Source organism: Rufibacter aurantiacus (genome assembly GCF_017916345.1).
GTDB lineage: Bacteria > Bacteroidota > Bacteroidia > Cytophagales > Hymenobacteraceae > Nibribacter > Nibribacter roseolus.
In genome coordinates this window covers 288,923-312,115 of record NZ_JAFMSV010000003.1, presented here as the reverse complement: position 1 = coordinate 312,115, position 23,193 = coordinate 288,923, and the positions used below count along the sequence as shown (strand labels likewise).

General features: G+C 52.8%; 24 protein-coding genes. 4 read left to right on the top strand and 20 right to left on the bottom strand.

All coding sequences use genetic code 11. The features are described from left to right. Positions 1 to 79 precede the first annotated feature (79 nt). The 3 genes from J3P34_RS11860 to J3P34_RS11850 all read left to right on the top strand — a co-directional run bounded on the left by J3P34_RS11860 (position 80) and on the right by J3P34_RS11850 (position 2,451). The gene (locus J3P34_RS11860; RefSeq protein ID WP_210489440.1) at positions 80 to 418 is read left to right on the top strand and encodes a MerR family transcriptional regulator; all 339 of its coding nucleotides are present in this window, start codon (positions 80 to 82) and stop codon (positions 416 to 418) included. A gap of 63 nt (positions 419 to 481) precedes the next feature. Beyond that, the gene (gene dprA, locus J3P34_RS11855) at positions 482 to 1,594 is read left to right on the top strand and encodes a DNA-processing protein DprA (protein WP_345890356.1); all 1,113 of its coding nucleotides are present in this window, start codon (positions 482 to 484) and stop codon (positions 1,592 to 1,594) included. A gap of 38 nt (positions 1,595 to 1,632) precedes the next feature. Continuing rightward, entirely contained in the window at positions 1,633 to 2,451 is an 819-nt protein-coding gene (locus J3P34_RS11850; RefSeq protein WP_210488906.1) for an aminotransferase class IV, read from the top strand. 261 nt (positions 2,452 to 2,712) lie between these two features. Here the strand turns inward: J3P34_RS11850 and J3P34_RS11845 are convergent, their stop codons facing one another. The 5 genes from J3P34_RS11845 to J3P34_RS11825 form a co-directional block, all read right to left on the bottom strand. After that, positions 2,713 to 3,867 (bottom strand): dipeptidase, encoded by a 1,155-nt coding sequence (locus J3P34_RS11845; protein ID WP_210488905.1) that lies wholly within the window; start codon positions 3,865 to 3,867, stop codon positions 2,713 to 2,715. 242 nt (positions 3,868 to 4,109) lie between these two features. After that, a complete protein-coding gene (locus J3P34_RS11840) occupies positions 4,110 to 5,306 on the bottom strand; it encodes a threonine synthase (RefSeq protein WP_210488904.1) in 1,197 nt (398 codons plus the stop codon). A gap of 67 nt (positions 5,307 to 5,373) precedes the next feature. Beyond that, positions 5,374 to 6,279: a LysR family transcriptional regulator gene (locus J3P34_RS11835; RefSeq protein ID WP_210488903.1), complete on the bottom strand. Its 906-nt coding sequence runs from the start codon at positions 6,277 to 6,279 to the stop codon at positions 5,374 to 5,376. Positions 6,280 to 6,310: 31 nt separating this feature from the next. Then, complete coding sequence (locus J3P34_RS11830; RefSeq protein WP_210488902.1) at positions 6,311 to 6,673, bottom strand: cupin domain-containing protein; 363 nt, start codon at positions 6,671 to 6,673, stop codon at positions 6,311 to 6,313. A gap of 187 nt (positions 6,674 to 6,860) precedes the next feature. After that, positions 6,861 to 7,187 carry a hypothetical protein gene (locus J3P34_RS11825; protein ID WP_210488901.1) on the bottom strand — a complete coding sequence of 109 codons (327 nt, stop codon included), beginning with the start codon at positions 7,185 to 7,187 and terminating at the stop codon, positions 6,861 to 6,863. A 386-nt stretch (positions 7,188 to 7,573) separates the two neighbouring features. On the opposite strand from J3P34_RS11825, the gene J3P34_RS11820 reads away from it, so the two are divergent. Beyond that, positions 7,574 to 9,055, top strand: a complete 1,482-nt coding sequence (locus J3P34_RS11820; RefSeq protein ID WP_210488900.1) for a nicotinate phosphoribosyltransferase — start codon at positions 7,574 to 7,576, stop codon at positions 9,053 to 9,055. Between the two features lie 61 nt (positions 9,056 to 9,116). Here J3P34_RS11820 and pncA read toward each other — a convergent pair whose 3' ends face one another. The 15 genes from pncA to paaA all read right to left on the bottom strand — a co-directional run bounded on the left by pncA (position 9,117) and on the right by paaA (position 23,111). Continuing rightward, entirely contained in the window at positions 9,117 to 9,728 is a 612-nt protein-coding gene (gene pncA / locus J3P34_RS11815; protein WP_210488899.1) for a bifunctional nicotinamidase/pyrazinamidase, read from the bottom strand. Positions 9,729 to 9,811: 83 nt separating this feature from the next. After that, complete coding sequence (locus J3P34_RS11810; RefSeq protein ID WP_210488898.1) at positions 9,812 to 11,059, bottom strand: glutamate-5-semialdehyde dehydrogenase; 1,248 nt, start codon at positions 11,057 to 11,059, stop codon at positions 9,812 to 9,814. A 94-nt stretch (positions 11,060 to 11,153) separates the two neighbouring features. After that, the gene (gene proB / locus J3P34_RS11805; protein ID WP_210488897.1) at positions 11,154 to 12,245 is read right to left on the bottom strand and encodes a glutamate 5-kinase; all 1,092 of its coding nucleotides are present in this window, start codon (positions 12,243 to 12,245) and stop codon (positions 11,154 to 11,156) included. 137 nt (positions 12,246 to 12,382) lie between these two features. Continuing rightward, positions 12,383 to 12,565, bottom strand: a complete 183-nt coding sequence (locus J3P34_RS22465) for a GNAT family N-acetyltransferase (protein ID WP_428480475.1) — start codon at positions 12,563 to 12,565, stop codon at positions 12,383 to 12,385. A gap of 67 nt (positions 12,566 to 12,632) precedes the next feature. Further along, on the bottom strand, positions 12,633 to 12,824 hold the full coding sequence (locus tag J3P34_RS11795; RefSeq protein ID WP_210488896.1) for a hypothetical protein: 192 nt from the start codon (positions 12,822 to 12,824) through the stop codon (positions 12,633 to 12,635). 286 nt (positions 12,825 to 13,110) lie between these two features. Continuing rightward, positions 13,111 to 13,881 carry an enoyl-CoA hydratase/isomerase family protein gene (locus tag J3P34_RS11790; protein WP_210488895.1) on the bottom strand — a complete coding sequence of 257 codons (771 nt, stop codon included), beginning with the start codon at positions 13,879 to 13,881 and terminating at the stop codon, positions 13,111 to 13,113. A 355-nt stretch (positions 13,882 to 14,236) separates the two neighbouring features. Further along, positions 14,237 to 16,288: a phenylacetic acid degradation bifunctional protein PaaZ gene (gene paaZ / locus J3P34_RS11785; RefSeq protein ID WP_210488894.1), complete on the bottom strand. Its 2,052-nt coding sequence runs from the start codon at positions 16,286 to 16,288 to the stop codon at positions 14,237 to 14,239. A gap of 109 nt (positions 16,289 to 16,397) precedes the next feature. After that, positions 16,398 to 16,994 carry an acyltransferase gene (locus tag J3P34_RS11780; protein ID WP_210488893.1) on the bottom strand — a complete coding sequence of 199 codons (597 nt, stop codon included), beginning with the start codon at positions 16,992 to 16,994 and terminating at the stop codon, positions 16,398 to 16,400. Next, on the bottom strand, positions 16,991 to 18,196 hold the full coding sequence (gene pcaF / locus J3P34_RS11775; protein ID WP_210488892.1) for a 3-oxoadipyl-CoA thiolase: 1,206 nt from the start codon (positions 18,194 to 18,196) through the stop codon (positions 16,991 to 16,993). The genes J3P34_RS11780 and pcaF overlap by 4 nt, the downstream gene beginning before the upstream one ends. Before the next feature lie 261 nt (positions 18,197 to 18,457). Continuing rightward, a complete protein-coding gene (locus tag J3P34_RS11770; protein WP_210488891.1) occupies positions 18,458 to 19,615 on the bottom strand; it encodes a 3-hydroxyacyl-CoA dehydrogenase NAD-binding domain-containing protein in 1,158 nt (385 codons plus the stop codon). Next, positions 19,612 to 20,397, bottom strand: a complete 786-nt coding sequence (locus J3P34_RS11765) for an enoyl-CoA hydratase-related protein (RefSeq protein ID WP_210488890.1) — start codon at positions 20,395 to 20,397, stop codon at positions 19,612 to 19,614. The genes J3P34_RS11770 and J3P34_RS11765 overlap by 4 nt, the downstream gene beginning before the upstream one ends. A 4-nt stretch (positions 20,398 to 20,401) precedes the next feature. After that, positions 20,402 to 20,914: a 1,2-phenylacetyl-CoA epoxidase subunit PaaD gene (paaD, locus tag J3P34_RS11760; RefSeq protein WP_210488889.1), complete on the bottom strand. Its 513-nt coding sequence runs from the start codon at positions 20,912 to 20,914 to the stop codon at positions 20,402 to 20,404. 86 nt (positions 20,915 to 21,000) lie between these two features. Further along, positions 21,001 to 21,804, bottom strand: coding sequence for a 1,2-phenylacetyl-CoA epoxidase subunit PaaC (gene paaC, locus J3P34_RS11755; RefSeq protein ID WP_210488888.1), 804 nt, complete (start codon positions 21,802 to 21,804; stop codon positions 21,001 to 21,003). Between the two features lie 5 nt (positions 21,805 to 21,809). After that, positions 21,810 to 22,097, bottom strand: a complete 288-nt coding sequence (gene paaB, locus J3P34_RS11750; protein ID WP_210488887.1) for a 1,2-phenylacetyl-CoA epoxidase subunit PaaB — start codon at positions 22,095 to 22,097, stop codon at positions 21,810 to 21,812. A gap of 54 nt (positions 22,098 to 22,151) precedes the next feature. After that, positions 22,152 to 23,111, bottom strand: a complete 960-nt coding sequence (gene paaA, locus J3P34_RS11745; RefSeq protein ID WP_210488886.1) for a 1,2-phenylacetyl-CoA epoxidase subunit PaaA — start codon at positions 23,109 to 23,111, stop codon at positions 22,152 to 22,154. Positions 23,112 to 23,193 lie beyond the last annotated feature (82 nt).

Genomic DNA, 23,193 nt, shown 5'->3' with positions numbered 1-23,193 from the left:
TCTGAGTCTTGAGTCCTGAGTCGGCTTGAGAATATTCCAGACTCAGAGCTCAGAACTCAAGACTCAGAACTTTAAGAAAGTGCCTTACAAAGAACGAGACATAGAGAAGCAGTATTACAGCATCGGGGAAGTGGCGGCCATGTTTGAGGTGGCTCCCTCTTTGATCCGATTCTGGGAAACCGAGTTTGACATCCTCAAACCGAAGAAAAACAAGAAGGGAAACCGCCTGTTTTCGCCAAAAGACATTGAAAACCTGCGCTTTGTGTACCACCTGGTAAAGGAACGCGGCTACACCATCCAGGGCGCCCGCGAAATGCTCAAGACGAGAGGCGTACAGGCCAAAGAAAAATTTGAGATGGTTCAATCCCTTGAGAAGGTGAAAGAATTCTTAATCAGCATCAAGTCACAATTACCATAAAAGAGTTCTGATTCCTGAGTTGAAAAACAAGACTCAGAACTCAGAACTCAGAACTGACCCGCAGTGTCTCCAGACCTTTTGTTCCAGGTAGCCCTTCCTTTGATCCCCGGCGTGGCTGGGGTGATGTCGCGTGCTTTGCTGGGATATTTCGGGTCTGCCGAGGCGGTGTTTTCTGCCTCCAAAGAAAGGCTGACCAAGGTGCCCGGCGTTGGCTCTTTGCTGGCCGATAAAATCCTTTCCCATAGGTCCGCAGCGCTGCGAGAAGCGGAAACCATCCAGAAGCGGGTTGAAATGGAAAACGTTAAAATCCTTTTCTACACTTCGCCTGATTATCCGCAGCGGCTCAAAAACGTGCCTGATGCACCGCTCCTGCTTTACTACAAAGGAAACGCCGACCTGAATGCCGTCAAGGTAATCAGTATTGTAGGCACCCGCAAAAGCACGGAATACGGCCGCGCCGTCACAGAGCAGTTGGTACAGGCCCTGGTGAAACACGAAGTGCTGGTGGTAAGCGGCCTGGCCTACGGCATAGACATTGCCGCGCACAGAGCGGCTTTGAAAGCAGGCTTGCCCACCGTAGGCGTAATGGGTACGGGCATTGACCTGGTGTACCCCAGTGCCCATAAAACAGAGGCACAGAAAATGCTCAGCCAAGGCGGACTTTTAACTGAGTTCCCCTTCGGCACCGCTCCAGATGCACCCCGTTTCCCGGCCCGGAACCGTATCATCGCCGGCTTGGCAGATTGCACCATCGTGGTGGAGTCCACTTCCAAGGGAGGTTCCCTGATTTCGGCGGATATTGCGCATGGCTATGACCGTGAGGTAATGGCCGTGCCCGGCCCTATCACCTCGCCTACTTCGCAGGGCTGCAACCACCTCATCAAGACCCTGAAGGCGGTGCCGTACACCCAACCCAAAGACCTGGAAGAACTCCTGAACTGGGATAAAGCGCTGGCTTCTCCTAAGGTTAGTGCTGCGCCGCAGGAAGACTATACGGGGTTTTCTGAGGAAGAACGGAAGGTCCTCAGGTCTTTAAAAGAAGCCGGCCCGTTGCATATTGACGTGCTCAGCAGGCATACGCAGCTTTCCATGAACCAGCTCTCCACGGTCTTGCTCACGTTGGAGTTTAGTAGCCACGTCAAGAGTTTACCGGGCAAGCAGTTCGCCTTGGTATAACCGTTCCTTTTCTTTTTACAATATCCAACTTAATAACCGTGTTTCTACTGTACAACGGCCAAACCATTTTAGAAGAAGAATTACGCCTGCCGCTCACCAATCGGGCCTTTCAGTACAACGATGGATTTTTTGAGACCATTGTTCTAAAAGAAGGCAAAATCAGGTTCTGGCCCGAGCACTTAGAAAGGATTAATGAAGCCGGAGAAGTTTTAGGACTTGAACTGCCGGCGGTGCTGTTCTCAAATCAATTTTCAGAAATGGTGCAGAAACTTGCCGAAGAAAATAACACCGGCGCTTTGGCTAGGGTGAAACTGAAGATCTGGCGGGCGGGTGAAGGGCTTTATACGCCGCAGACAGATGAAACCAACTGGTTGGTGACCGCGCAAGCCGCCAGGGTGCCAGCAACAACCCCTATCAAAGTAGGTATTTGCCAAAAGGTGAGGACCATCCCCTCTCCTTTCTCTTCTTTCAAGGGCTTCAACTCCCCGGTCTACGTGATGGCCAGCAGAGAGAAAGTATACCGTAGTTTAGATGACCTACTCTTATTAGACCCGGCAGGGAACCTGGCCGAACTCACTTTTTCTAACCTTTTCTGGATCAAAGACCAAACGCTTTTCACGCCAGCCTTGGAAACTGGCTGCTTAAATGGAGTGCTCCGTCGGAGGCTGCTGCGATGGGCAATCCAGAACAATTGGGAGGTAAAGGAAGGCCAGTTCAAGCCTGAAGTTCTAAAATCCGCAGAATTGGTTTTTGCCGGGAATGTCACAGGTTTACGGATGATAGGATCAGTGGAAGGTGAAAGAACCGGAACCTCCTCTTCGGTGCTGGACCGAATAAAGGACGAACTCGAGTTTTAAGAAAAGCAAGCCTTTCCCGTCGTAAGGATTTAATGTACTGCTTATATATGCAAGGATGAAACTTCCAGACGGTTTTATGCTTTTGCCCACGTTGGCCCTACTCAGGGAAGGCAGCGCCTTTCATCTTGGCAGAGGACGTCGTTACAGTGTAACGACTCTACATATTACCTGGTAGCTGAGTTACTCCGTAACGACGAATGCATTGCGCTTAACTAAGCAGGTCCTTGATCAACCGAAGTCTAAAAGAGAAAAAGCCGCTTATTACTTTTTAGCCATTCCTTTAGGTTCATTCGCCTCCCAAACTCTGATGAAGTTGCCGCCCAGGATTTTCGCAATGTCTTTCTTACTGTAACCACGTTCCAGGAGACCTTTGGTGATCAAGGGATAGGTGCTGACATCGTGCAAACCAATGGGCGCCGAGGAGATGCCATCATAATCTGAGCCCAACCCTACGTGGTCAATACCAGCCAGCTTCACAATGTGATCGATATGGTTCAGCAACGCATCAATGGGTGGTTCAATATTTTTGGACTCCTCAGGATACCTTTGGAAAATAGTTTTCCGCAGGTCCATGCCTTTCACGCCTTTGTCATTGAGTTCTTTTATCTCGGGGTCATGTTTGGCAATAAAAGCCTTTATGCGGGAGGTGTAGGCACTGTCCAGGAACTCTGAGAAGAAGTTCACATGAATGACGCCCCCGTTTTTCCCGATGGCTTTGATCTGCTCATCGTTAAGGTTGCGGGGATGTGGACACAGGGCGGCGGCGCAGCTATGCGACACCAGCACCGGCTTGGTGGAGGTGGCTATTGCATCCCAGAAGGTATGTTCCCCCACGTGCGAAAGGTCAACCAGCATGCCCAGATCATTCATGCGGCGCACCACCTGCTTCCCGAAGTCATTCAAACCCTTTTTCCCGTTGAAGCCGCTGCCTTTGGTTTCATCGGCGGCTGAGGATGCCCAGGAAGTACTGTTGTTCCAGGTGAGGGTCAGGTAGCGTACGCCGCGGCTGTAAAGGTGATCAAGGTTCTCTAGTTTGTCCTCTATCATGTGTCCGCCTTCAACTCCCGTCAAAGCTGCGATTTTGTTGGCTTTCACCACATCGCGCATCTGGGCAGGTGTGAAAACCATTTGCAGTTTATCCGGGTTCCGGCGCACAATGGCTTCCAGGGTGTCTATCTGTTGGTTCGCAAAGTTGAAGGCCCTGCCGGGGCCATACGTCTCGTCGCAGAAAACGGCAAACACCTGCAAATCCATCCCGCCTTTCTTCATCCGAACCAAATCAGTGTGGGCCTTTCCGGTCAAATCCTGCTCCATGGATTGGCCTTCCATCACCACCTGAGACAAGACATCGTTATGGGTATCAACTAAAATGGCTTTTTGATGAATTGCTTGGTAAGAGCTGCTACAAGACGCCATGAAGCCTAAAGACAATACTGCGAGAGGGAGAAAAGAAGCTTTCATGCAGGTAATAATGAAGGAACAATGGTTTGCGCACCCATTTTACACAAAAAGGATCAAAACCCAAGGGTTTAGTCCTGAGTTCTGGATCTATAGTTTTGGGCTAAATCCGTAAAAACAAGCTTTAAACCCCAGATCCATCTGGAAAGCCATATTTAATCTTGACTCAGAACTCAGAACTCAAAACTCAGGACTATCCCCTAATATCTTCCTTCAATGTTCTCCATGTACTTTTGGCCGGAGCCGGTGTTCAGAAGCAGTACTTTTTCCTCGGGGTTGAGCCAGCCTTGTTTCAGGAGTTTGCGGGCAGCCATCCAGGTGGCGGCACCCTCGGGTGCTACAAACAAGCCTTCTTTCCGACCAATCTCCCGTACCCCTTCCACCATTTCGTCCTCGGTAATGGAAATGGCCGTGCCGCCAGATTGCGCCAGCACCTGCAACATGAGCGGCTCGCCTAATGGGCGGGGGACCGCCAGACCGTTGGCTAGGGTTGGTAAGCCGTTATAGTTCTGGGAGTGTTCCTGTAGCCCTAAAAAGGTGTCTACCACCGGGCGACAATTCTCTGCCTGGACCGCCACCATGCGGGGCAACCGCACGTTTTGCTTCAGCCAACCCATGGTGATCATCTCATGAAAAGCCTTCCAGATCCCGATGAGCCCGGTTCCGCCCCCGGCAGGATAAAGGATCACATCCGGGAGGGTCCAGTTCAACTGCTCGGCAATCTCGTAGCCCATGGTTTTCTTCCCTTCCAGGCGGTAGGGTTCTTTAAGGGTGGAGACATCCAGTAGTTGGTTATCCTGGTTCAGGTGGCGAACCTCGGCGGCGCAGTCATTGATCAGGCCGTCAATCAAGTGGATCTCGGCACCATACCAGTAGCATTCCTCTTTGAAGGCCTTGGGCGTATGGCGTGGCATGACCACCACGGCGGGCAGGTTGGCTTTGGCACAATAGGCGGCCATGGCTACCCCCGCGTTCCCGGCGGTGGGAATGATGCAGCCCTCGGCGCCTAGTTCCAGGGCCTTGGAGATGGCCATGCTCAGGCCACGGGCCTTAAAGGAGCCGGTTGGGTTTTTTCCTTCGTCTTTCAGAAGCAAATCGGTAAAGCCGTAGGTGCTTCCCAGGTTTTTGAAGTCCAGAATCGGGGTGAAACCTTCGCCCAAAGAAACTTTGAATTTGTTGTCCAGCACGGGTAGCACTTCCTGATAGCGCCACATGGTACCTTCCCTGTTTTGGAGGTCTTTTTTGGAAAACGTGCCAGAAAGGTCATACTGCGCCAGCAGCGGCATGGCGCAACAAGAAGAGACGCGTTGCTGCACTTCAAAGTCATGGGGCTGCCCACACCTGGAACAAGTGAGCGTGGTGATACTGCTGATGCTGGTTTCTACTGGGGTTGCCATAGGTAAAAGTTTACCTTGGCAAGTAGGATAACTACTATGATTAGAACAAATAACAAATTGCTATAGACTATTCCGTTTTGGAATACTGCCGTTTCATAAACTGGATGAAGTTCTTGTAGGGCGCATTGTTCTCGGTGCCTTTGCGCTGAATGAAATTGAAAGTCCTTTGCACCTGCAAATCTTTGATTTTCACCTGCACCAGTTCACCGGATTCCAGCTCTTTCAGCACAGCCTGTCTGGGCAGAAAGGCCAGGCAGGTGTCTACCCGTACAAAGTTCTTCAAAGCCTCGGTACCACCCAGCCGGACGCGCACAGGCAATTGGGCTAGTTTGACGCCTCGTTGCACCAGTGCCTCTTCCAGCACCGCCAAGGTGCCTGAACCGGCCTCCCGCAAAGCAAGCGGAATTTGGTAAAGGTCTTTCAGTTCCAGGTCATGCTTGATCAACGGGTTGCGGGGGGAGCAGACCGCGATGACTTCATCGGTGAGGAAGGGCGTATAGGTAACCTGGCTCACTTTGTTGATGCCTTCAATAATGCCCAGGTCAATGTCATGGTCCAACAGGGCTTTCAGGATATTTTCGCTGTTTCTATTCCGGAGGCTCAATTCCACCTTCGGGTACTGCGTGAGGTAAGCCGACAGCACCGGCGGCAGGATGTACAGGGAGATGGTAGTGCTGGCACCCAACACTAATGAGATCTGGGGCTGAAACTCCTGGCTGATGAGCGGAAGTTCTTGGTGCAAATCATTTTGGATCTGCTGCACCGCCTCCAGTTTCTGGAACAGCAGCTGCCCTGCCGGGGTAAGGCTGATGGTGTTGCCGTGCCGTTCAAACAAACCGGTTTTGTAGTGGTCTTCCAGGGCCTTGATCTGCTTACTGATGGCAGATTGGCTGATGTACAGGATCTGGCTGGCCTTGGTGAAACTAAGCTGACGGGCCACTTCAAAGAAAACGACGTGTTTGTGCGAGATCACGGCAAAGAAAACTAAGAAATGACGGATTGCCCTACAAGCGGTCTAAAGTGAGGCGGGTACGTTCGTTATCCTGGCGGTTACCGGTATTCACCGTAGAGGCCGGCTCAAACAACAGCACGCTTACCTCTTTATCGGCCACGGGCCTGTGTTCCACTCCCCGGGGCACAATCAGGAATTCGCCTTCATGCAGCTCCACGGTTTTGTCTCTGAATTCCATTTTAAACTGGCCTTGCACCACCAGGAACAATTCGTCTTCCTCGTCGTGGTGGTGCCACACAAAGGGACCGCTGAACTTGGCAAGTTTTACGTGCTGGCCGTTGAGTTCGCCTACAATTCTGGGGTTCCAGTGGTCAGAGAAAAGGGCCAGTTTCTCCGCTAGGTTTACTTTGTCCATAGGTTTGGCATGATGGCTTGTTGAGGTGAAGATAGCACATTGCCGGTGATTTACCTTTCATGGGCTTTTAGAAAGGTTTTGTGCCCTGGCTACAAACAAAAAAGCCTCTCCTAGAAAGAGAAGCCTTTTTGGCACTAGGTGCTTAAAGTCTGGCCAAGGGCCAGCAAGAGTAGAAAGGAGTTACAACTTAAGCCGTAGTTTCATTGAGTGCTTCGCCTTTGTTGATTTTACGCTGTTTTTTCAATTTATCGGCCAGCACATACACATCGCCATATTCTTCAGAGAATTTCTCTGCGTCGTATAAAACAGTGTCTATTTTGGAATGGTGCTCTTTTGTATCAGCGGTCATGAGCTTATCCCAAAAGATGGTAATTATAGATAAAAAGCAACCGATGGCCAGGTACGCCAGTACGCGCATGGCCGCAATGTCAGAATCGTTGGAGGAAAATGCTATCACAAAGGTTCCGGCAAAGAATCCTATGGCAATCAGGGTAGATAATTGGTCTTTTTTCATGATTTCTATATTTAAAAGCCCTACTGAATTCCATGGAAATGTCACAACAATTGTGATATGCTTAGGTGTTTATACGTTCTGGTTTTTAGATAGTTACAGTAGTTTCTTATATTTTTACAATTATCATAAAAATGTTATGCTTAAAGAACCCCTTCTCATCATTTTTCCAATTAAAGTTTGACTCCCTGCTTTAACTGTACTTTCTTAAAAGCAGACACGAAAACATCATTCATATAACCCATTGGCTTGGCAAACCAGTGTTTAAAAGCTCTGGAAAACACGGCAGTTTCTCCTTTTAACCTGGTGCATAAATTAAACTGTGCCCAAGGCAGTATAAAACTTGCCATATTCGTAGTTTCTTACTTTGAAGCTCAAACCTTTTGTTTATGAATATCAGCCAACGCTATAGGCTTTCCCTACCACTGCTCACCGACATGTACCAACTGACCATGGCCCAGGGATACTGGAAAAAGGGAATGCAGGAGCAGGAAGCGGTTTTTCACCTGTACTTCCGTTCAAACCCCTTCAAAGGCGGCTACACGGTGTGCGCTGGCCTGGAAGACGCCCTTGACCTGCTCAGGAATTTCAGGTTCACGGAAGAAGACCTTGCCTATCTCCGGAGCCTGAAAGGCAGCCAAAACCAGCAACTGTTTGAAGAAGGTTTTCTGGAACATCTGCGCGACCTTGAGTTCAGCTGTGATGTAGACGCCATCCCCGAGGGAACGGTGGTGTTCCCCAATGAGCCGTTGTTGCGCATCAAAGGCCCTATTCTGCAGTGCCAGTTGCTGGAAACCCCATTGCTGACCATACTCAACTTCCAGACTTTAATTGCCACCAAAGCGGCCCGCGTGGTAGATGCCGCCCAGGGCGACAAAGTGCTGGAGTTTGGCATGCGGCGCGCCCAAGGTCCGGATGGTGCCATCTCGGCGGCCCGGGCTGCTTACATTGGCGGGGTTGGGGCTACCTCCAATATGATGGCGGGGCAGCTGTTCAATATTCCTGTCAAAGGCACTCACGCCCACAGTTGGGTCATGTCGTTTGAAGAAGAGCAGAAGGCTTTCTCGGCCTACGCCGATGTGTTCCCCCATGACTCGGTGTTTCTGGTGGACACCTACAAAACCCTGGACGGCATCAGGAAAGCCATTGAGGTGGCTAAAGAAATGCGGGCGAAAGGCAGTGAGCTCAGAGGAATCAGGTTGGACTCCGGGGACCTGGCGTACCTGAGCATTGAGGGCCGGCGGATGCTGGACGAGGCTGGCTTTTCGGACGTTTCCATCCTGGCCAGCAATGACTTGGACGAGCACCTGATCCAAAGCCTGAAGCTGCAGGGCGCCCGCATAGACACCTGGGGAATTGGAACCAAACTGGTGACCGCCTATGACCAGCCGGCTTTGGGCGGGGTCTATAAACTGGCCGCTTTTCGGCAAGCCGATGGCGAGTGGGACTATAAACTAAAACTCTCTGAGCAGCTGATCAAAATCTCCACCCCGGGCATTTTGCAGGTGCGCCGTTTCTACCAGGGCAATTCCATTGTAGGCGATATGATCTACTCTGAACCCCTGGAAGTCAATGCCTCGGCCACCATGGTACACCCCAATGACCCTACCCAGCGCAAGAGCTTCTCCAGGGAATGCACCCATGAAGACCTGCTGGTTCCGGTATTCAGGGTAGGGAAACAGGTTTATGACACACCGTCATTGACAGCGATTCAGCAACGCAACCGGAAACAACTTAGCCTGCTGCACGAGACTTACCGCCGTTTCCTGAACCCGCACATTTATAAGGTAGGCCTGGAAGAACGGTTGCACGACCAAAAAATGGACCTTATTATTCAGCTCCGCAAGAAAGAGCAGAGCCAGGAGGCGTAAAGCAATTTTCTGTTTAGCCCCTGTTTGATCAAAAACAGGGGCTAAACAGAACCAGGTCACGTTAGCTTAGAAGCTCCTGGCTTTGGATAAAGCGGCCGCCTTTGGCCTGCAAATCGGCTTTGGCTTTGGCGAATCCTTCAGCGCTGATGGCACGGGTGGCATCTTCTATGAAATAAGTGGTAAACCCTTCCTGTAGCGCATCAAGGGCTGTAAAATACACGCAGTAATCGGCGGCCAGGCCTACCAGGTATACCTCAGTGATCTGTTTACCTTTGAGGTATTCTGCCAGCGCGGTGGACTTAAGATGGCCATTGTCATAGAACCCGCTGTAAGAATCAATCTTCGGATCGGTGCCTTTCCGGAAAATGGCTTCCACGCGGTTCATCTCAAGAGCTGGCGAATATTCCGCACCGGGTGTTCCCTGCACGCAGTGATCGGGCCAGAGTACCTGGTCCAGGCCATGGAGTTGGGTAGTCTCAAAAACCTTTTTCCCGGCATGCTGCGAGACGAAGCTTTTATGGTCAGCGGGGTGCCAGTCCTGCGTGGCTACTACCAGGTCAAAGTGCGGCTGTAAGGCATTGACAATTGGAAGGATGGCATCGCCTTCCGGAACAGAAAGCGCACCGCCCGGAATAAAATCATTTTGGATATCAATCAGCAGAAGTGCTTTCATGTGCGTGGGTGTTCGTGTAAAAATAGTCTTTTACGCATAATCAGGTAAAAGCTTAGTTTAATGAAGGAATTGATTGCCCAACCTTAACTTCTCACCTGCCCCTCTCCTCTTATGATCCATTTATAGCTGGTGAGTTCCTCCAGTCCCATAGGACCGCGGGCGTGCAGTTTCTGGGTACTAATGCCAATTTCAGCCCCTAAGCCAAACTGAGCCCCGTCTGTGAAAGCCGTGGAGGTATTGGCGTACACCGCAGCCGCATCTACCGTGGTAAGGAACGTTTCTATGGATTCGGGGTTGTCCGCCAGAATGGCTTCGCTGTGTTTGGAGCTGTACCTGGCAATGTGCTCCAGGGCCTCAGCTAAACCCGGCACCGTTTTCACCGCCAGCTTCAGAGACAAAAACTCCGTCCCAAAGTGTTCTTCCTGGGCCTGTTGCAGTAACCCGGCTGGGTATGCCTGGCTCAGGGCCGCGTAAGCCAGTTCATCGGCGTAGATCATCACTTTTTCAAAGGCCAACGGAGAAACCAGGGAAGCTAAATCAGCCAACCGGCCCTTGTGTACCAGGAGGCAGTCAAGGGCATTGCAGACGCTTACTCGCCGCGTTTTGGCGTTGAGAATGATGTTTCGGCTTTTCTCCAGGTCTCCGGAGGCATCAAAGTAGGTATGAACAATGCCGGCCCCCGTTTCAATTACGGGTACTTTGGCGTTCTGCCGCACGTAATCTATCAGCGCCTGGCTGCCCCTGGGTATAAGCACCTCTACGTACCCGATGGCCTCTAACAACGCCTGGGTAGCCTCCCGCTCCGGCGGCAACAGCGCAGCGATGCTTTGGTCCAGCCCGTGTTTTTCAAGTACCTGGTGAATGACTGAAATGATGGCCTTATTGGAAAACTCTGCATCACTGCCCCCTTTGAGCAGACAGGCGTTGCCGGTTTTAAAACAGAGCGCGAAGACATCTAATGTCACGTTGGGACGGGCCTCATAGATGACTCCTACCACGCCCAGCGGAACCCGCACTTTGGTGATCTTCAAGCCATTGGGGAGCTCCTTTTGCAGAAGGACTTCGCCTAAAGGTGAGTGCAGGCTGGCCACGTTCTCCAGGTCTTTGGCAATGTCTTGCAGGCGTGCAGGGGTAAGTTTCAGGCGGTCATATTTGGGGTCATTAGGAGACATGCGGGCCAGGTCTTTCTGGTTCTTGGCCAGGATGAAGTCCGTCTGCGCCAATGCAGCCGCAGCCACCTCCCGCAAGATGGTATTCACTTGTTCGGGCTTCAGCAATCCCAGAGAACGGCTGGCCTTTTGGGTTTGCCTGAATATTCCTTCGTATTCCATGCTCCTGTTTACAAGGGTGATTCTTTTTTAATGTTAAATCCTTAAGGGCTTTAGGCCTGTTTTCTTTATTTCAGGCTTAAAACAGGTGGCGGGTTTATACAAGCTCCGGATTAAGAAAGAGGTAATCATAATGCACCAGCGGTTTCTGCTTTTGCAGCCCCAGTTTTTCCAGCGCCTTCTCTGAGCCGTATTCGGCAATCCCGAAGCCCACCTGCCGGTGCTGTTCATCCACTAGTTTCACGATGTCTCCTTTCTGGAAATCGCCCTGGATCTGCAACACGCCCACCGGTAACAGGCTGATGGCAGCTCGGGAACTGCACAGGGCCGCTTTAGCGCCCTCGTTGATTTGCACCACCCCCTTGGCGAAGGTGCCGGAATGGGCAATCCATTTCTTTTTCCCGGAGGCTGATTTATCGGGCAGGAAACGGGTGTTCTCCAATTCTCCCTTCAGCAGCCGGGGCAGCACGTTTTCTGTTTTTCCGTTAGCAATGTGCACCGGAATGCCCAGTTGCGCCACTTTCCGGGCCATGTGGCATTTGGTGATCATGCCGCCCCGGCCAAACTGCGAGCGCTCTGTGGTTACAAAAGAAGAAAAGCCCGTGGTGGAAGCATCAATGTCTTTGATTACGGAGCTGGCGGGGTCTTTTGGGTCGCCGTTATAGATGCCGTTCACGTTGCTCAGGATCAGGAGGGCATCGGCATTGAGCATAGAGGCGATCAGGCCGGCCAGTTCGTCGTTGTCGGTGAACATGAGCTCGGTGACGGAGATCACGTCGTTTTCGTTCACAATGGGAATAACATTGTTCTGCAGCAGCACCTGGAAGCAGTTCTTCATGTTAAGGTAATGGCCGCGGTCGCGAAAATCTTCTTTGGTGACCAAGACCTGCGCGCAGACCAGCCCGTGCTGGTTGAACAACTGCGAATACGTATTGATGAGTTTCACCTGCCCCACCGAGGCCAGCAACTGACGCGCGCTCACGGCATCCGTTTTCTCGGGGATGGATAAGAGGCTTCGGCCGGAGGCCACCGCGCCAGACGAGACCACAATGACTTCCTTCCCCTCCTTTTTCAAGCCCGAGATCTGCTCCACCAGGTGCTGCATGCGGCCTTCGTCTGGCATTCCATTCTGCTGCGTGAGCACGTTGGAGCCTATCTTGACTATGATTCTTTTATAGGTGAAAGGCATGGCTTCTACCGGGTTGAGGAAAGGTAATTTTACACCTTTTTACCTATTTTGCCTATATTTTTCTAAAAACGGTTGCAAAACGTTAGCAACACTTTAAAGTTAAAGGCGATGACGCAGGCAAAAACAAGTTTAACTTTTTAGAACAGCAGATCATCCCGTTGCTCACGCAAAGGCTTCCCGAAGTCCTCTGATTCTCTTTCCTCACTCAAGACAATCCCGATTTTATGGTACAATTGGGCAGCGCTTGTCTGTAATTGGGTAGTCCAGAGATAAGCTTTCTTGTATCCGGCCTCTAACAGTAACTCAAGGAAAAGCCCCAGCAGTTTTTTACCCAGGCCAATTCTCCTATACCCAGGAGTGATAAGAAAATACCGTAATTACGTGGCCTCACTGCGGTCCATAAGCAGCAGTTAACCCACCATTTTGCCGTTGTGCTCCGCCACCCAAACCCCGGTTGCGTTTGCTGTCATATTGCCGGTTAAACTCTGCTAATCCGGCCGCTACGTAGGCTTCAAAGGCCAGCGTGTAGCCGTACTCCTGATGGTACAATTGCCCGTGCAGATACGTAATGTACCCCATGTCACCAGGTTTAAGGCAAGTTCTGATGTTGATGTCTGAAAGCGAAAGCCTGGATGTGGCCATAACTGATGATATGGTTCTGTAAAGGATAGCTGAATTAAATTTAGACAATTGTAAAAAGCAAAAGTCACCACCCTAGATGAGGCAGTGACTCTAGCAATTCTAACCTGCACGACATTTTGTTGGCTCCTGACCAGGACTTTCCTGATTTATTTAGTGCAGGTCAAAAGATATTTACTTCAAGAGGAAGTTCTGAAGAGGTTGATAAACATCTATTTTATAGAACCTAAGCTTGTTTGGCTTTAAAGTTCTGGATGAAGTTGCGGGTAAAGTCTGACAGCACCAAAGTGCCGCTGATACCGGCCCGCTCCACCAATAACGAGTCCCAGTGTTGGGTTCCCTGCCAGAAAACCTCCTTTAATGCAGACAGCGCCTCCGGGCTGTAAAGGGCCAGTTTTTGGGCGAATGCCTGTAGGGCCTCATCCATTTCTTCGGTGGTGTCAAATACCTGGGCATACAAACCTTTTTCCTGCGCCCAGGCTGCCGACCGGAACTCCGTCGCATCCAGCGCCAGCTGCGAGAAAGCCGACACACCAACCTTGCGTTCTACCGCCGGCCCCACCACAAATGGCCCGATTCCCAATGCAATCTCACTTAGCTTTACTGCGGCATGCTGGGTGGCAAAACAGTAATCGGTGGCTGCCGCTACACCCACGCCGCCCCCAATGGCCTTGCCCTGCACCCGCCCGATGATGATTTTACCGCAGATCCTGCACGCGTTGATTACCTTGGCAAACCCCGAGAAGAACTCCAGCCCCTGCTCTTTGTTCTGGATGGAAATCAACTCGTCAAAGCTGGCGCCGGCGCAGAAAGTCCGTTCCCCCTCGCTTCTGAGCACGATTACTTTTACCCGCTCCTCTTTTCCGGCCTGCAGGATGGTCTGGGCCAGCTCCTTCAACAGCGCCCCCGGCAGAGAGTTGTGCGAAGGATGGAAAAAGGAGATTACGGCAATACCAGCCTCGTCAAGGGTGATGTCAACTTTACCTGTTTGGGTCATATGGTTTGTTCCTGTTTGTTGTTTGTTTTTATAGAAAGAGCCTTTAAGCGCTAAATCATTGGTTGAAAGCAATAATTACTTCGATTGCCTGGTTGCTTTTGGGTAAGAAGTCCTTCTACCAGCTTAATCTCCCATTGCAAAAAGAATCCACGCAAGTTGCAAACTTGCGTCAATGTAGCTCCAAGTTGAAAACTTGAAGCAGGGCTATTAGCCGTTGTTTTGAGGCTGATTTCTGAAAATCAGCCTCAAAACAACGGCTTGGATGAGAAAATTGGTCACCTTCAAAGGTCTTGATCTGAAAATCTAAACACCTTCAAATCTCCAAATTTCCACATCTCCTAATCTTCAAATCAAGTTATTCCTGATCCCGCTTTTTCACCATGGTCATGATGGTGGCGATGGCCACGGTTTCGCCGGTTTCGTCGGTAACGTCTACGAGCCACTTCACGATGCCTTTGGCTACGTCTTCTTCGCTGCGTTTCTCCTGGGCTACTTTCTCCTTTACCGTCAATTTCACCCCGATGGTCATGCCGGGGTAAACGGGTTTGGTGAAGCGGCAGCTTTCCAGGCCGTAGTTCAGCAGCACCGGTCCTTTCTTAGGGTCCACGAACATGCCCGCCGCTTTGGAAAGGATGTAATAGCCGTGGGCCACGCGTCCGGTGAACAGGGTTCCTTCAAGTGAGGTAGCGTCCACGTGGGCGTAGAAATGGTCGCCGGAGACGTTGGCGAAGTTGGTAATATCGGCTTCGGTGACGGTGTGGCGGTGGGTAACCCAGGTCTCGGAGATCTCCAGTTCCTCAAAGTGTTTCCGGAACGGATGCACGTCTTTTTCAATCTGTTTCGCGCCTTGCTGGTACACGCCGGTGATGGCGGTGATCATGGTAGGCGAGCCCTGGATGGCGGTGCGTTGCATGAAGTGCTTCACTCCGCGTATGCCGCCCATCTCCTCGCCCCCACCAGCTCGGCCCGGTCCACCGTGGGTGAGCATGGGCATGGGCGAACCGTGCCCGGTGCTTTCCTTCGCGCAGGCGTTGTCCAGGACCAGAATACGCCCGTGGTGCGTAGCTGCCCCGATGGCAAATTCCTGGGCAATTTCCGGATCTGCGGTGGCAATGGAAGAAACCAGCGAGCCTTTGCCCATTTTAGTCAGTTCAATGGCCTCGTCCAGGTGTCTGTAAGGCATGATAGTGGCCACCGGCCCGAAAGCCTCTACTTCATGGGTATCGGTGTAGCGGAATGGCTCCGGGTTCAGCATCACGATGGGCGATATAAAGGCGCCTTTGTTCTGGTCGGCGCCCACCAGGTTCACCTTGTCCAGGTCGCCGTACACGATGGGCGTCTGCTTGGCCAACTCTTTCACCTGCTCGCGCAGTTTCTTCAATTGTTCCCGGCCCACCAATGCACCCATGCGCACGCCCTCGGCCTGAGGGTCCCCGATAGCGGTTTTGGAGAGCTCTTTGCCCAAGGCAATCTGCACGTCCTCCACCAGTTTCTCGGGCACAATGGCACGACGGATAGCGGTACATTTCTGACCCGCTTTGGCCGTGATTTCCTTCCTAATCTCTTTAATAAACAGATCAAACTCCGGGGTGCCGGGCAACGCATCTTCGCCCAATACAGCACTGTTCAAGGAATCGGCTTCCATGGTAAATGGCACCGCTTCCTGAATGAGCCGCGGGTGCGCTTTGAGTAACCGGCCGGTATGCGCCGATCCCGTGAACGTTACCACATCCTGGTAGGTCACATGGTCCAGAATGCCCTCGCCGGTACCGGTTACCAATTGCAGTGCTCCCTCGGGCAACAGGTTGGAGGCGATGATCTCGCGCACTACCGCCTCTGTGAGGAAGGCGGTAATAGGAGCGGGTTTCACAATGGCCGGCATGCCCGCCAACAGGTTTACCGCAATTTTCTCCAGCATGCCCCACACCGGGAAATTATAGGCGTTGATGTGCACCGCCACACCTTCTTTAGGCACCAGAATATGGTGGCCCATGAAGGTACCGCCTTTGGACAAGCCCACCGGCTCATCCTCCACAAAGTAAGGTTTATCGGGGAATTGCTTCCGCAGCGAGGCATAGGCAAACAGGTTCCCGATGCCGCCTTCAATGTCCACCCAACTGTCCGCGCGGGTGGCGCCGGTGCGATAGCTGAGCTTGTAGAAATCCTCCTTTTTGGCCTGCAGGTGCAGCGCCAGGGCTTTGAGCATGCGGCCGCGTTCCTGGAAGGTCATCTTCCGGAGGGCTTTGTTTCCCTTGGCCCGGGCAAACTCCATCATGGCATTGAAGTCCAGCCCTCCGCTGTAGGCGAGGCAGATCAGGTCACCGGTCACGGCATCCACAATCTCGCTTTCCTTTCCGGATCCGGGTGTCCATTGCCCCAGGGCGTAATTCTGCAATACTGCGGTCATATTTTTGGTTGTTAGTTGCTGATTGGTAATTGTTTAGTTTGCGAATTGCGAACTATAGATGGAAGGTGTTTAGAGCCGATTTTGGGCAAAACTGGCCTAAAACAAACCCTTAGCCGCTTTTCCGTTCATTCCAGGTTTGGTAGCCTGCTTCCTGCACTTTCCGGTCAGCGGGTACTTCGCGGAGGGGTTCGCAGGGCTTCAGGGTGGCGTGGCAATCGGCGGGAAGCTGCATATAGATCTGGGTGCCTTCGGTTTTCCAGTTGACCATCTCGTCGCTCACCTCTTTCACAATCTTATGCGGATTGCCCACTACCACACTGCGCGGCGGGATCTTCTCATCGGCGCGCACAAAGCAGAGCGCCCCTACAATGCATTCATCCCCGATCTCCACCCGGTCCATCACCACCGCGTTCATGCCCACCATTACATTGCGCCCAATGGTAGCCCCGTGGATGATGGCGCCGTGCCCGATATGGGCCATTTCCTTCAGCAGCACTGTTGTGCCCGGGAACATATGGATGGTGCAGTTCTCCTGCACGTTGCAGTTGTCCTCAATAATGATCTGACCCCAATCGCCCCTGACGGCGGCTCCTGGACCCACGTACACCTTCCGCCCGATGATCACATTGCCCGTTACCGTGGCCTGCGGATGCACAAAGGCGCTTTCATGCACCACCGGAATGTAGCCGTTGAACTCGTAGATCATACCCGTTCAATGATGGCGGCGTACCCCTGGCCCACGCCCACGCACATGGTCACCAGCGCATACCGCTTGTTTTGTCTGTGCAGTTCCAGGGCGGCGGAGTTCAGGATTCTGGCTCCGCTCATGCCAAGTGGGTGGCCCAAGGCTATAGCCCCACCGTTAGGGTTGATACGCGGATCATTATCAGCAATGCCCAGGGCCCGGGTACAAGTCAAAACCTGGGAGGCAAAGGCCTCATTTATCTCAATCAGGTCGATGTCGTTCAGGTTGAGGCCAGCCTTCTGGAGGGCCATTTGGGTGGCCGGCACTGGTCCCATACCCATGTACCGGGGCTCTACACCGGCAGCGCCCATAGAAACGTAGCGCGCCTTGGGCGTAAGGTTATATTTCTTTAAAGCATCTTCTGAGGCGAACAGGATCGCGGCGGCCCCATCGTTCAACCCCGAGGCGTTGCCCGCCGTCACGGTTCCTTCTTTATGGAACGCCGGCCGTAGCTTGGCCAGTACTTCCAGGGTGGTTGCGGGTTTGATGAACTCATCCAGGGAAAACACCTTGAACTCCCCTCTTTTCTGCGGAATCTTGACCGGCACAATCTCTTCAATGAATCTTCCGGCTTCCTGGGCTTTGGCCGCCTTTTGCTGGGACCAGAGCGCAAACGCATCCTGATCCTCACGGGTGATTCCCTCCCGGCGCGCCAGGTTCTCGGCGGTCTCGCCCATGCCATCGGTCCCGAATACCTCGTGAATTTTAGGGTTTACAAATCGCCACCCGAAGCTGGAGTCAAACATCTGGGCATCGCGGCCGAAAGGGGTACTGGTTTTAGAGATCACCCAGGGCCCTCGGGTCATGTTCTCCAGGCCTCCAGCGATGAACAGGTCCCCGTCGCCGGTCTGAATGGCGCGCATGGCTGCCACCGAGGCAGAAAGCCCCGAGGCGCAGAGTCGGTTGATGGTTTCGCCGGGCACGGAGAAGGGCAAGCCTGCCAAAAGTAAGGACATGCGGGCTACGTTGCGGTTGTCTTCCCCGGCCTGATTCGCGCAGCCCATGATCACATCAAAAATGGAGGCCGGATCTACGCTGGGGTTGCGTTTCAGCAACTCCTCTATCACAAGGGCGCCTAAATCATCGGGCCGCACCGTGGCCAATGACCCTCCGAAATTCCCGATGGGCGTGCGCACGCCGTCAACTAAGTATGCTTGCTTCATGGTGGTTCTGTTATATTTTAACCTGATCCTTTAGATGAGCTAGGTTAAGTTTTCTTTTTGTTTAAGCTGTTGTAGGGGCAATCCCTTGTGGTTGCCCTTTCCTGTAGCCAAAGCTTAACGGTTCTGCAACCGTCCTAGTCATCCCCCTACCCCCTTCAAAGGGGGACGGAATACGTGTAAATTTAAATCGCTGATTAATGTTACCCTACTTCTTGTTTAAAGCCTACCTTAATAGAAATGGTCCTAAAACGATTTGTCTTCTCAGCCTAAAAACGTGCTGTTCTCGCGGACTACTTTTCTCAGGAGCGGGCTGGCACGGTAGCGGTCTTCGTGGTATTCCTTGTATAAGGCATCCAGGTTGGCCAGAACATGTTCCGGTCCCAGTTCATCGGCCCAGGCCAGCAAACCTTTAGGGTAATTCACGCCTTTGGTCATAGCCAATTCCATATCTTCTTTGTTGGCGACTTTTAAAGCAAGGGCATCTACGGCCTCGTTAATCAGCATGGCCAGTATGCGGGTCAGGATTTGTTCGCCAAGCTCTTCGTCTTTTGTTGGTTCCTGTAGAACGGCGCCTTCCTGGTAATTGTAGAACCCTCTTCCAGATTTCCGGCCGAAGTAGCCGGCCTCAAACAGGCGCTTCTGGGTGAAGGAGGGTTTATAGCGCGGATCATAGAAAAACGAGGCAAAAACGGATTCCGTGACCCGGTAATTGACATCATGCCCGATGAAATCCATGAGGGTAAACGGCCCCATCTTGAAGCCGCCCAGCTCGGTCATGGCCCAATCAATGGTAGCGATGTCGGCGATGCCTTCTTCGTAGATGCGGATGGCTTCGCCGTAAAATGGGCGGGCCACGCGGTTCACGATGAAGCCGGGGGTGTCTTTCGCAATAACGGGCACTTTGCCCCAGGACTGCACCAGGTTCTTCATCTCCTCGGCTAAACCGTCCCGGGTCTGCACCGCGGGAATGATCTCTACCAAAGGCATTAAAGGGGCCGGGTTGAAGAAGTGAATTCCGATCACGCGCTCTGGTTTTTCGCAGGCGGCGGCAATGGAGGCAATTGACAAAGAGGAAGTATTGGTAGCCAGGACACAATCACCGGTGACCATTAATTCCAACTCCTTGAATAACTGTTGCTTTACCTGCAGATCCTCTACCACCGCTTCCAGTACCAGGTCACAGTTCCCGAACTCTTGGTTGTTCTCGGTGAAGTTGAGCCGGTCCAGGATGTCTGTCGCTTCGTTTTCAGAGATCTTGCCTTTTGCGGCCATTTTCCGCAAAGTGTCTTTAATGGATTGGCCTGCCCGTTGTAGCGCCTGGGCGTTTTTGTCCAGCAGGTGAACCTTGTGGCCCGCCGTAGCAATAACCTGCGCAATGCCAGAGCCCATGGCTCCGCTCCCGATGATGCCTACAATCATTGCCCTGTGAAGTTAGGTTGGCGTTTCTGGATAAAGGCCTCTACCCCTTCCCTGAAATCTGCCGTCTGACCGGCCTTTTGCTGGTAAACGGCTTCCTGCTGCAGCTGCTCTGAAAGCGAATTCTGGAACGTACCGTTGAGCAGTTGTTTGGTATACGCTAAGCCTTTGGTGGGCATATAGGCCAGTTTCTGGGCCAAGGCCAAGGCCTCTGCTGCAAAGGAATCGTCGGGGAAGGTTTTGTAGACCATGCCCATTTGCATTGCTTCTATAGCAGGTACTTTATCGCCCGTCATCATCAGGGCAGAGGCGCGCTGCAGCCCGATGAGGCGGGGCAAGAAATAGGTACCGGCGCTGTCAGGGATTAACCCGATTTTGCTGAACGCCTGGATAAAGGACGCCGATTCTTTGGCCACCACCAGATCGCAGGCCAGGGCCAGGTTAGCGCCCGCTCCGGCAGCAACACCGTTCACCGCAGCAATGACCGGTTTCTCCAGTTCGCGCAGAAGCAGGATGATAGGGTTGTAATGCTGCACCACAATCTCTGATATCTCCATGCTATCGGGGCCGGTGGCCTCCGCCAGGTCCTGGCCGGCGCAGAAGGCTTTTCCCTCACCGGTCAGCAGCACCGCACGCACGGCTGGATCCTGGGCGCATTGCCGAAGGTGCTCCTGCAGAGCCAGGGCCATCTCGCGGTTGAAACTGTTGAAGACGTTGGGCCGGTTGAGCGTGAGCGTGGCCACGCCGTTTTCCAGAGAGTGTTTGATGTAGTCGCTGTGGGTCATAGTTTTATTTGAGGCACTTGAAATAGTCAAAAGGCTCCAGGCAGTCATTGCATTGGTAATGGGCCTTGCAGGAAGTGGAACCGAATTGGCTGACGAGTCTGGTGTTTTCTGATTTGCAGAGGGGGCACCGCACCACGGTATCACGTCCGAAGAGCGCGTGGATGTCGCCGTTGGGCTCTACTGGGGGCGCAATGCCGTAGGCCTCCAGTTTGTCTTTCCCCTCGGGAGTCAGCCAATCGGTGGTCCAGGCGGGGCTGAGCTGCAGGTCCACAGCCACCTCATTGAACCCCTCGGCCAACAATCTCATTTTAATATCGGCGGCGATGGTGTTCATGGCTGGGCAACCCGAATACGTAGGCGTGATAGTTACCTGCACCTTCCCATCCTCCTGTACCTGCACTTTTTTGAGCACACCCAGATCCAGGATGCTCAGCACCGGAATCTCCGGGTCAGAGACTTCCTCCAAAAGTTTCCAGATGCGTTCTTCGGTGGTAAGGTTTTGGGTCACCAATGACATTCTAAAAGGTAATGATTCTGTAGATTAGGCTTTTCTCATTTTTGACCTACATAAGGAAAAGCAGGCTAAAAACAGGAACTTCAATTTTACCATTCTAACCCAGGGTACGCCCGCTGCAGGTACTGAAATTCGGCTAAAAAATAACCCAGGTGTTCTGAATGCCGACCGGTTTTGCCGCCCTTCTGCATGAACACGTTCTGAGGCACCTCCAGGGTCGCCTCGGCGAAAATCTTGGCTACGTGCGCCTCCCATTGACTCAGTAACCCGCTGTAATCAGGGATGAAGCCAACCTCGGCTAATGCTTTCTCGGTATCGGTCATGGTGTAGAGTTCGCCGGAGAACATCCAGAGGTTATCCAACGCTTTCTGGATGCGACGGCGGCTTTCCTCAGTGCCATCGCCCAGGCGGATGATCCACTCTGCGCTCCACTTCACGTGGTAGCTGGCTTCTTTGAACGACTTGGCCGCGATGCCCGCCAATCCTTTGTCTGGACAGTTTTGGAGCTCTTTCAGCAAAAAGTAGTGGAAACCATCAAAGAGGAACTGCCGCATGACCGTATCCCCGAAATCACCGTTGGGCTGTTCCACCAGCAGCGGGTTCTTGTACTCCACGGCATCCCGCAGGTACGCCAGGTCATCCTCGGTGCGCGCCTGGCCTTCCAGCTCGGCGGCGTATTGGTAATAGCTGCGCGATTCTCCTATCAAATCCAGCGCTATGTTCGCCATGGCCAGGTCCTGCTCCAGAATGGGGCCGTGCCCGCACCACTCAGAAAGCCGGTGGCCCAGGATGAGGCTGGTATCGGCGAGTTGCAGGGTGTAGTCAAACAGAAGCGCCCGAAGCTCAGGCGAGTAGCCTTGCAGGTCAACCGTTGGTTTATGGTGTAGGTCCATGGCGCTTACATGTTTTTGATTTCGGCGGGTACCTCGTAGAAGGTAGGGTGCCGGTACACTTTGTCGTTGGCGGGGTCGAAGAACGCGGCGGCCTCGTCAGGGTTAGAGGCGTGCACGTGCTTTGACTCCACCACCCAGATGCTCACCCCTTCCATGCGGCGGGTATAGACGTCGCGGGCGTTCTGGATGGCCATCTCAGCATCGGCGGCGTGCAGGCTGCCTACGTGTTTATGGTCAAGTCCCTGCTTGCTTCTGATGAAGACTTCCCACAGGGGCCATTCTTTCTGGTGCATTTTATTGAGTATATGAGTGGTTGATGGAATGAGTGAATGTAAAACCCACAAAACTTATTTCGCCTGATGAGCGGCTTCCCGATCGGCACGTTTCTGGGCGTGGGCCAGGGCGGCTTCGCGCACCCAGGCGCCTTCCTCGTGGGCTTTCACGCGGGTGCTGATGCGGTCTTTGTTGCAGGGTCCGTTGCCTTTCACCACGTTCCAGAACTCTTCCCAGTCCACGTCACCGAAGTCATAGCCGTTTTTGGCTTGGTTCCACTTCAGGTCTTTGTCCGGCACGGTGAGGCCCAGGAACTCGGCCTGTGGCACCATCATGTCCACGAAGCGCTGGCGCAGCTCATCGTTGGTAAACCGCTTGATTTTCCAGCGCATGGACTGCTCGGTATTAGGAGACTCAGAATCCTTCGGTCCGAACATCATGAGCGTAGGCCACCACCAGCGGTTAAACGCCTCTTGCGCCATTTTCTTTTGGGCAGGTGCTCCGTTGCACAAGGTCATCATGATCTCGAAACCCTGGCGTTGGTGAAAACTTTCCTCTTTGCACACCCGCACCATGGCCCGGGCGTAGGGTCCGTACGAGGTCCGGATCAAAGGCACCTGGTTCATGATGGCCGCGCCGTCCACGAGCCAGCCAATGGCCCCAATATCCGCCCAGGACAAGGTGGGATAGTTGAAGATGCTGGAGTATTTGGCCTTGCCCGAATGAAGATCAGCGATCATCTGGTCGCGGGAAGTACCCAGCGTCTCGGCGGCGCTGTAGAGGTACAATCCGTGGCCGGCCTCGTCCTGCACCTTAGAGAGCAGAATGGCTTTGCGCTTGAGCGACGGGGCACGGGTTATCCAGTTTCCCTCGGGCAGCATGCCTACAATCTCGGAGTGGGCGTGCTGCGAGATCTGGCGCACCAGTGTTTTACGGTACTGCTCCGGCATCCAGTCCTTAGGCTCAATGCGGATCTCGTTCGCGATCTTCTCCTCAAACGCTTCTTCCAGTGATTTTTCTATGATCGTTTCCATACCCTTTTAACAGTTGTACTGATACTTACGTTTCTTTTTAGCCCTGTGGCCGATGATTCGTTTAGGGCCAGTTTTCTGAAAA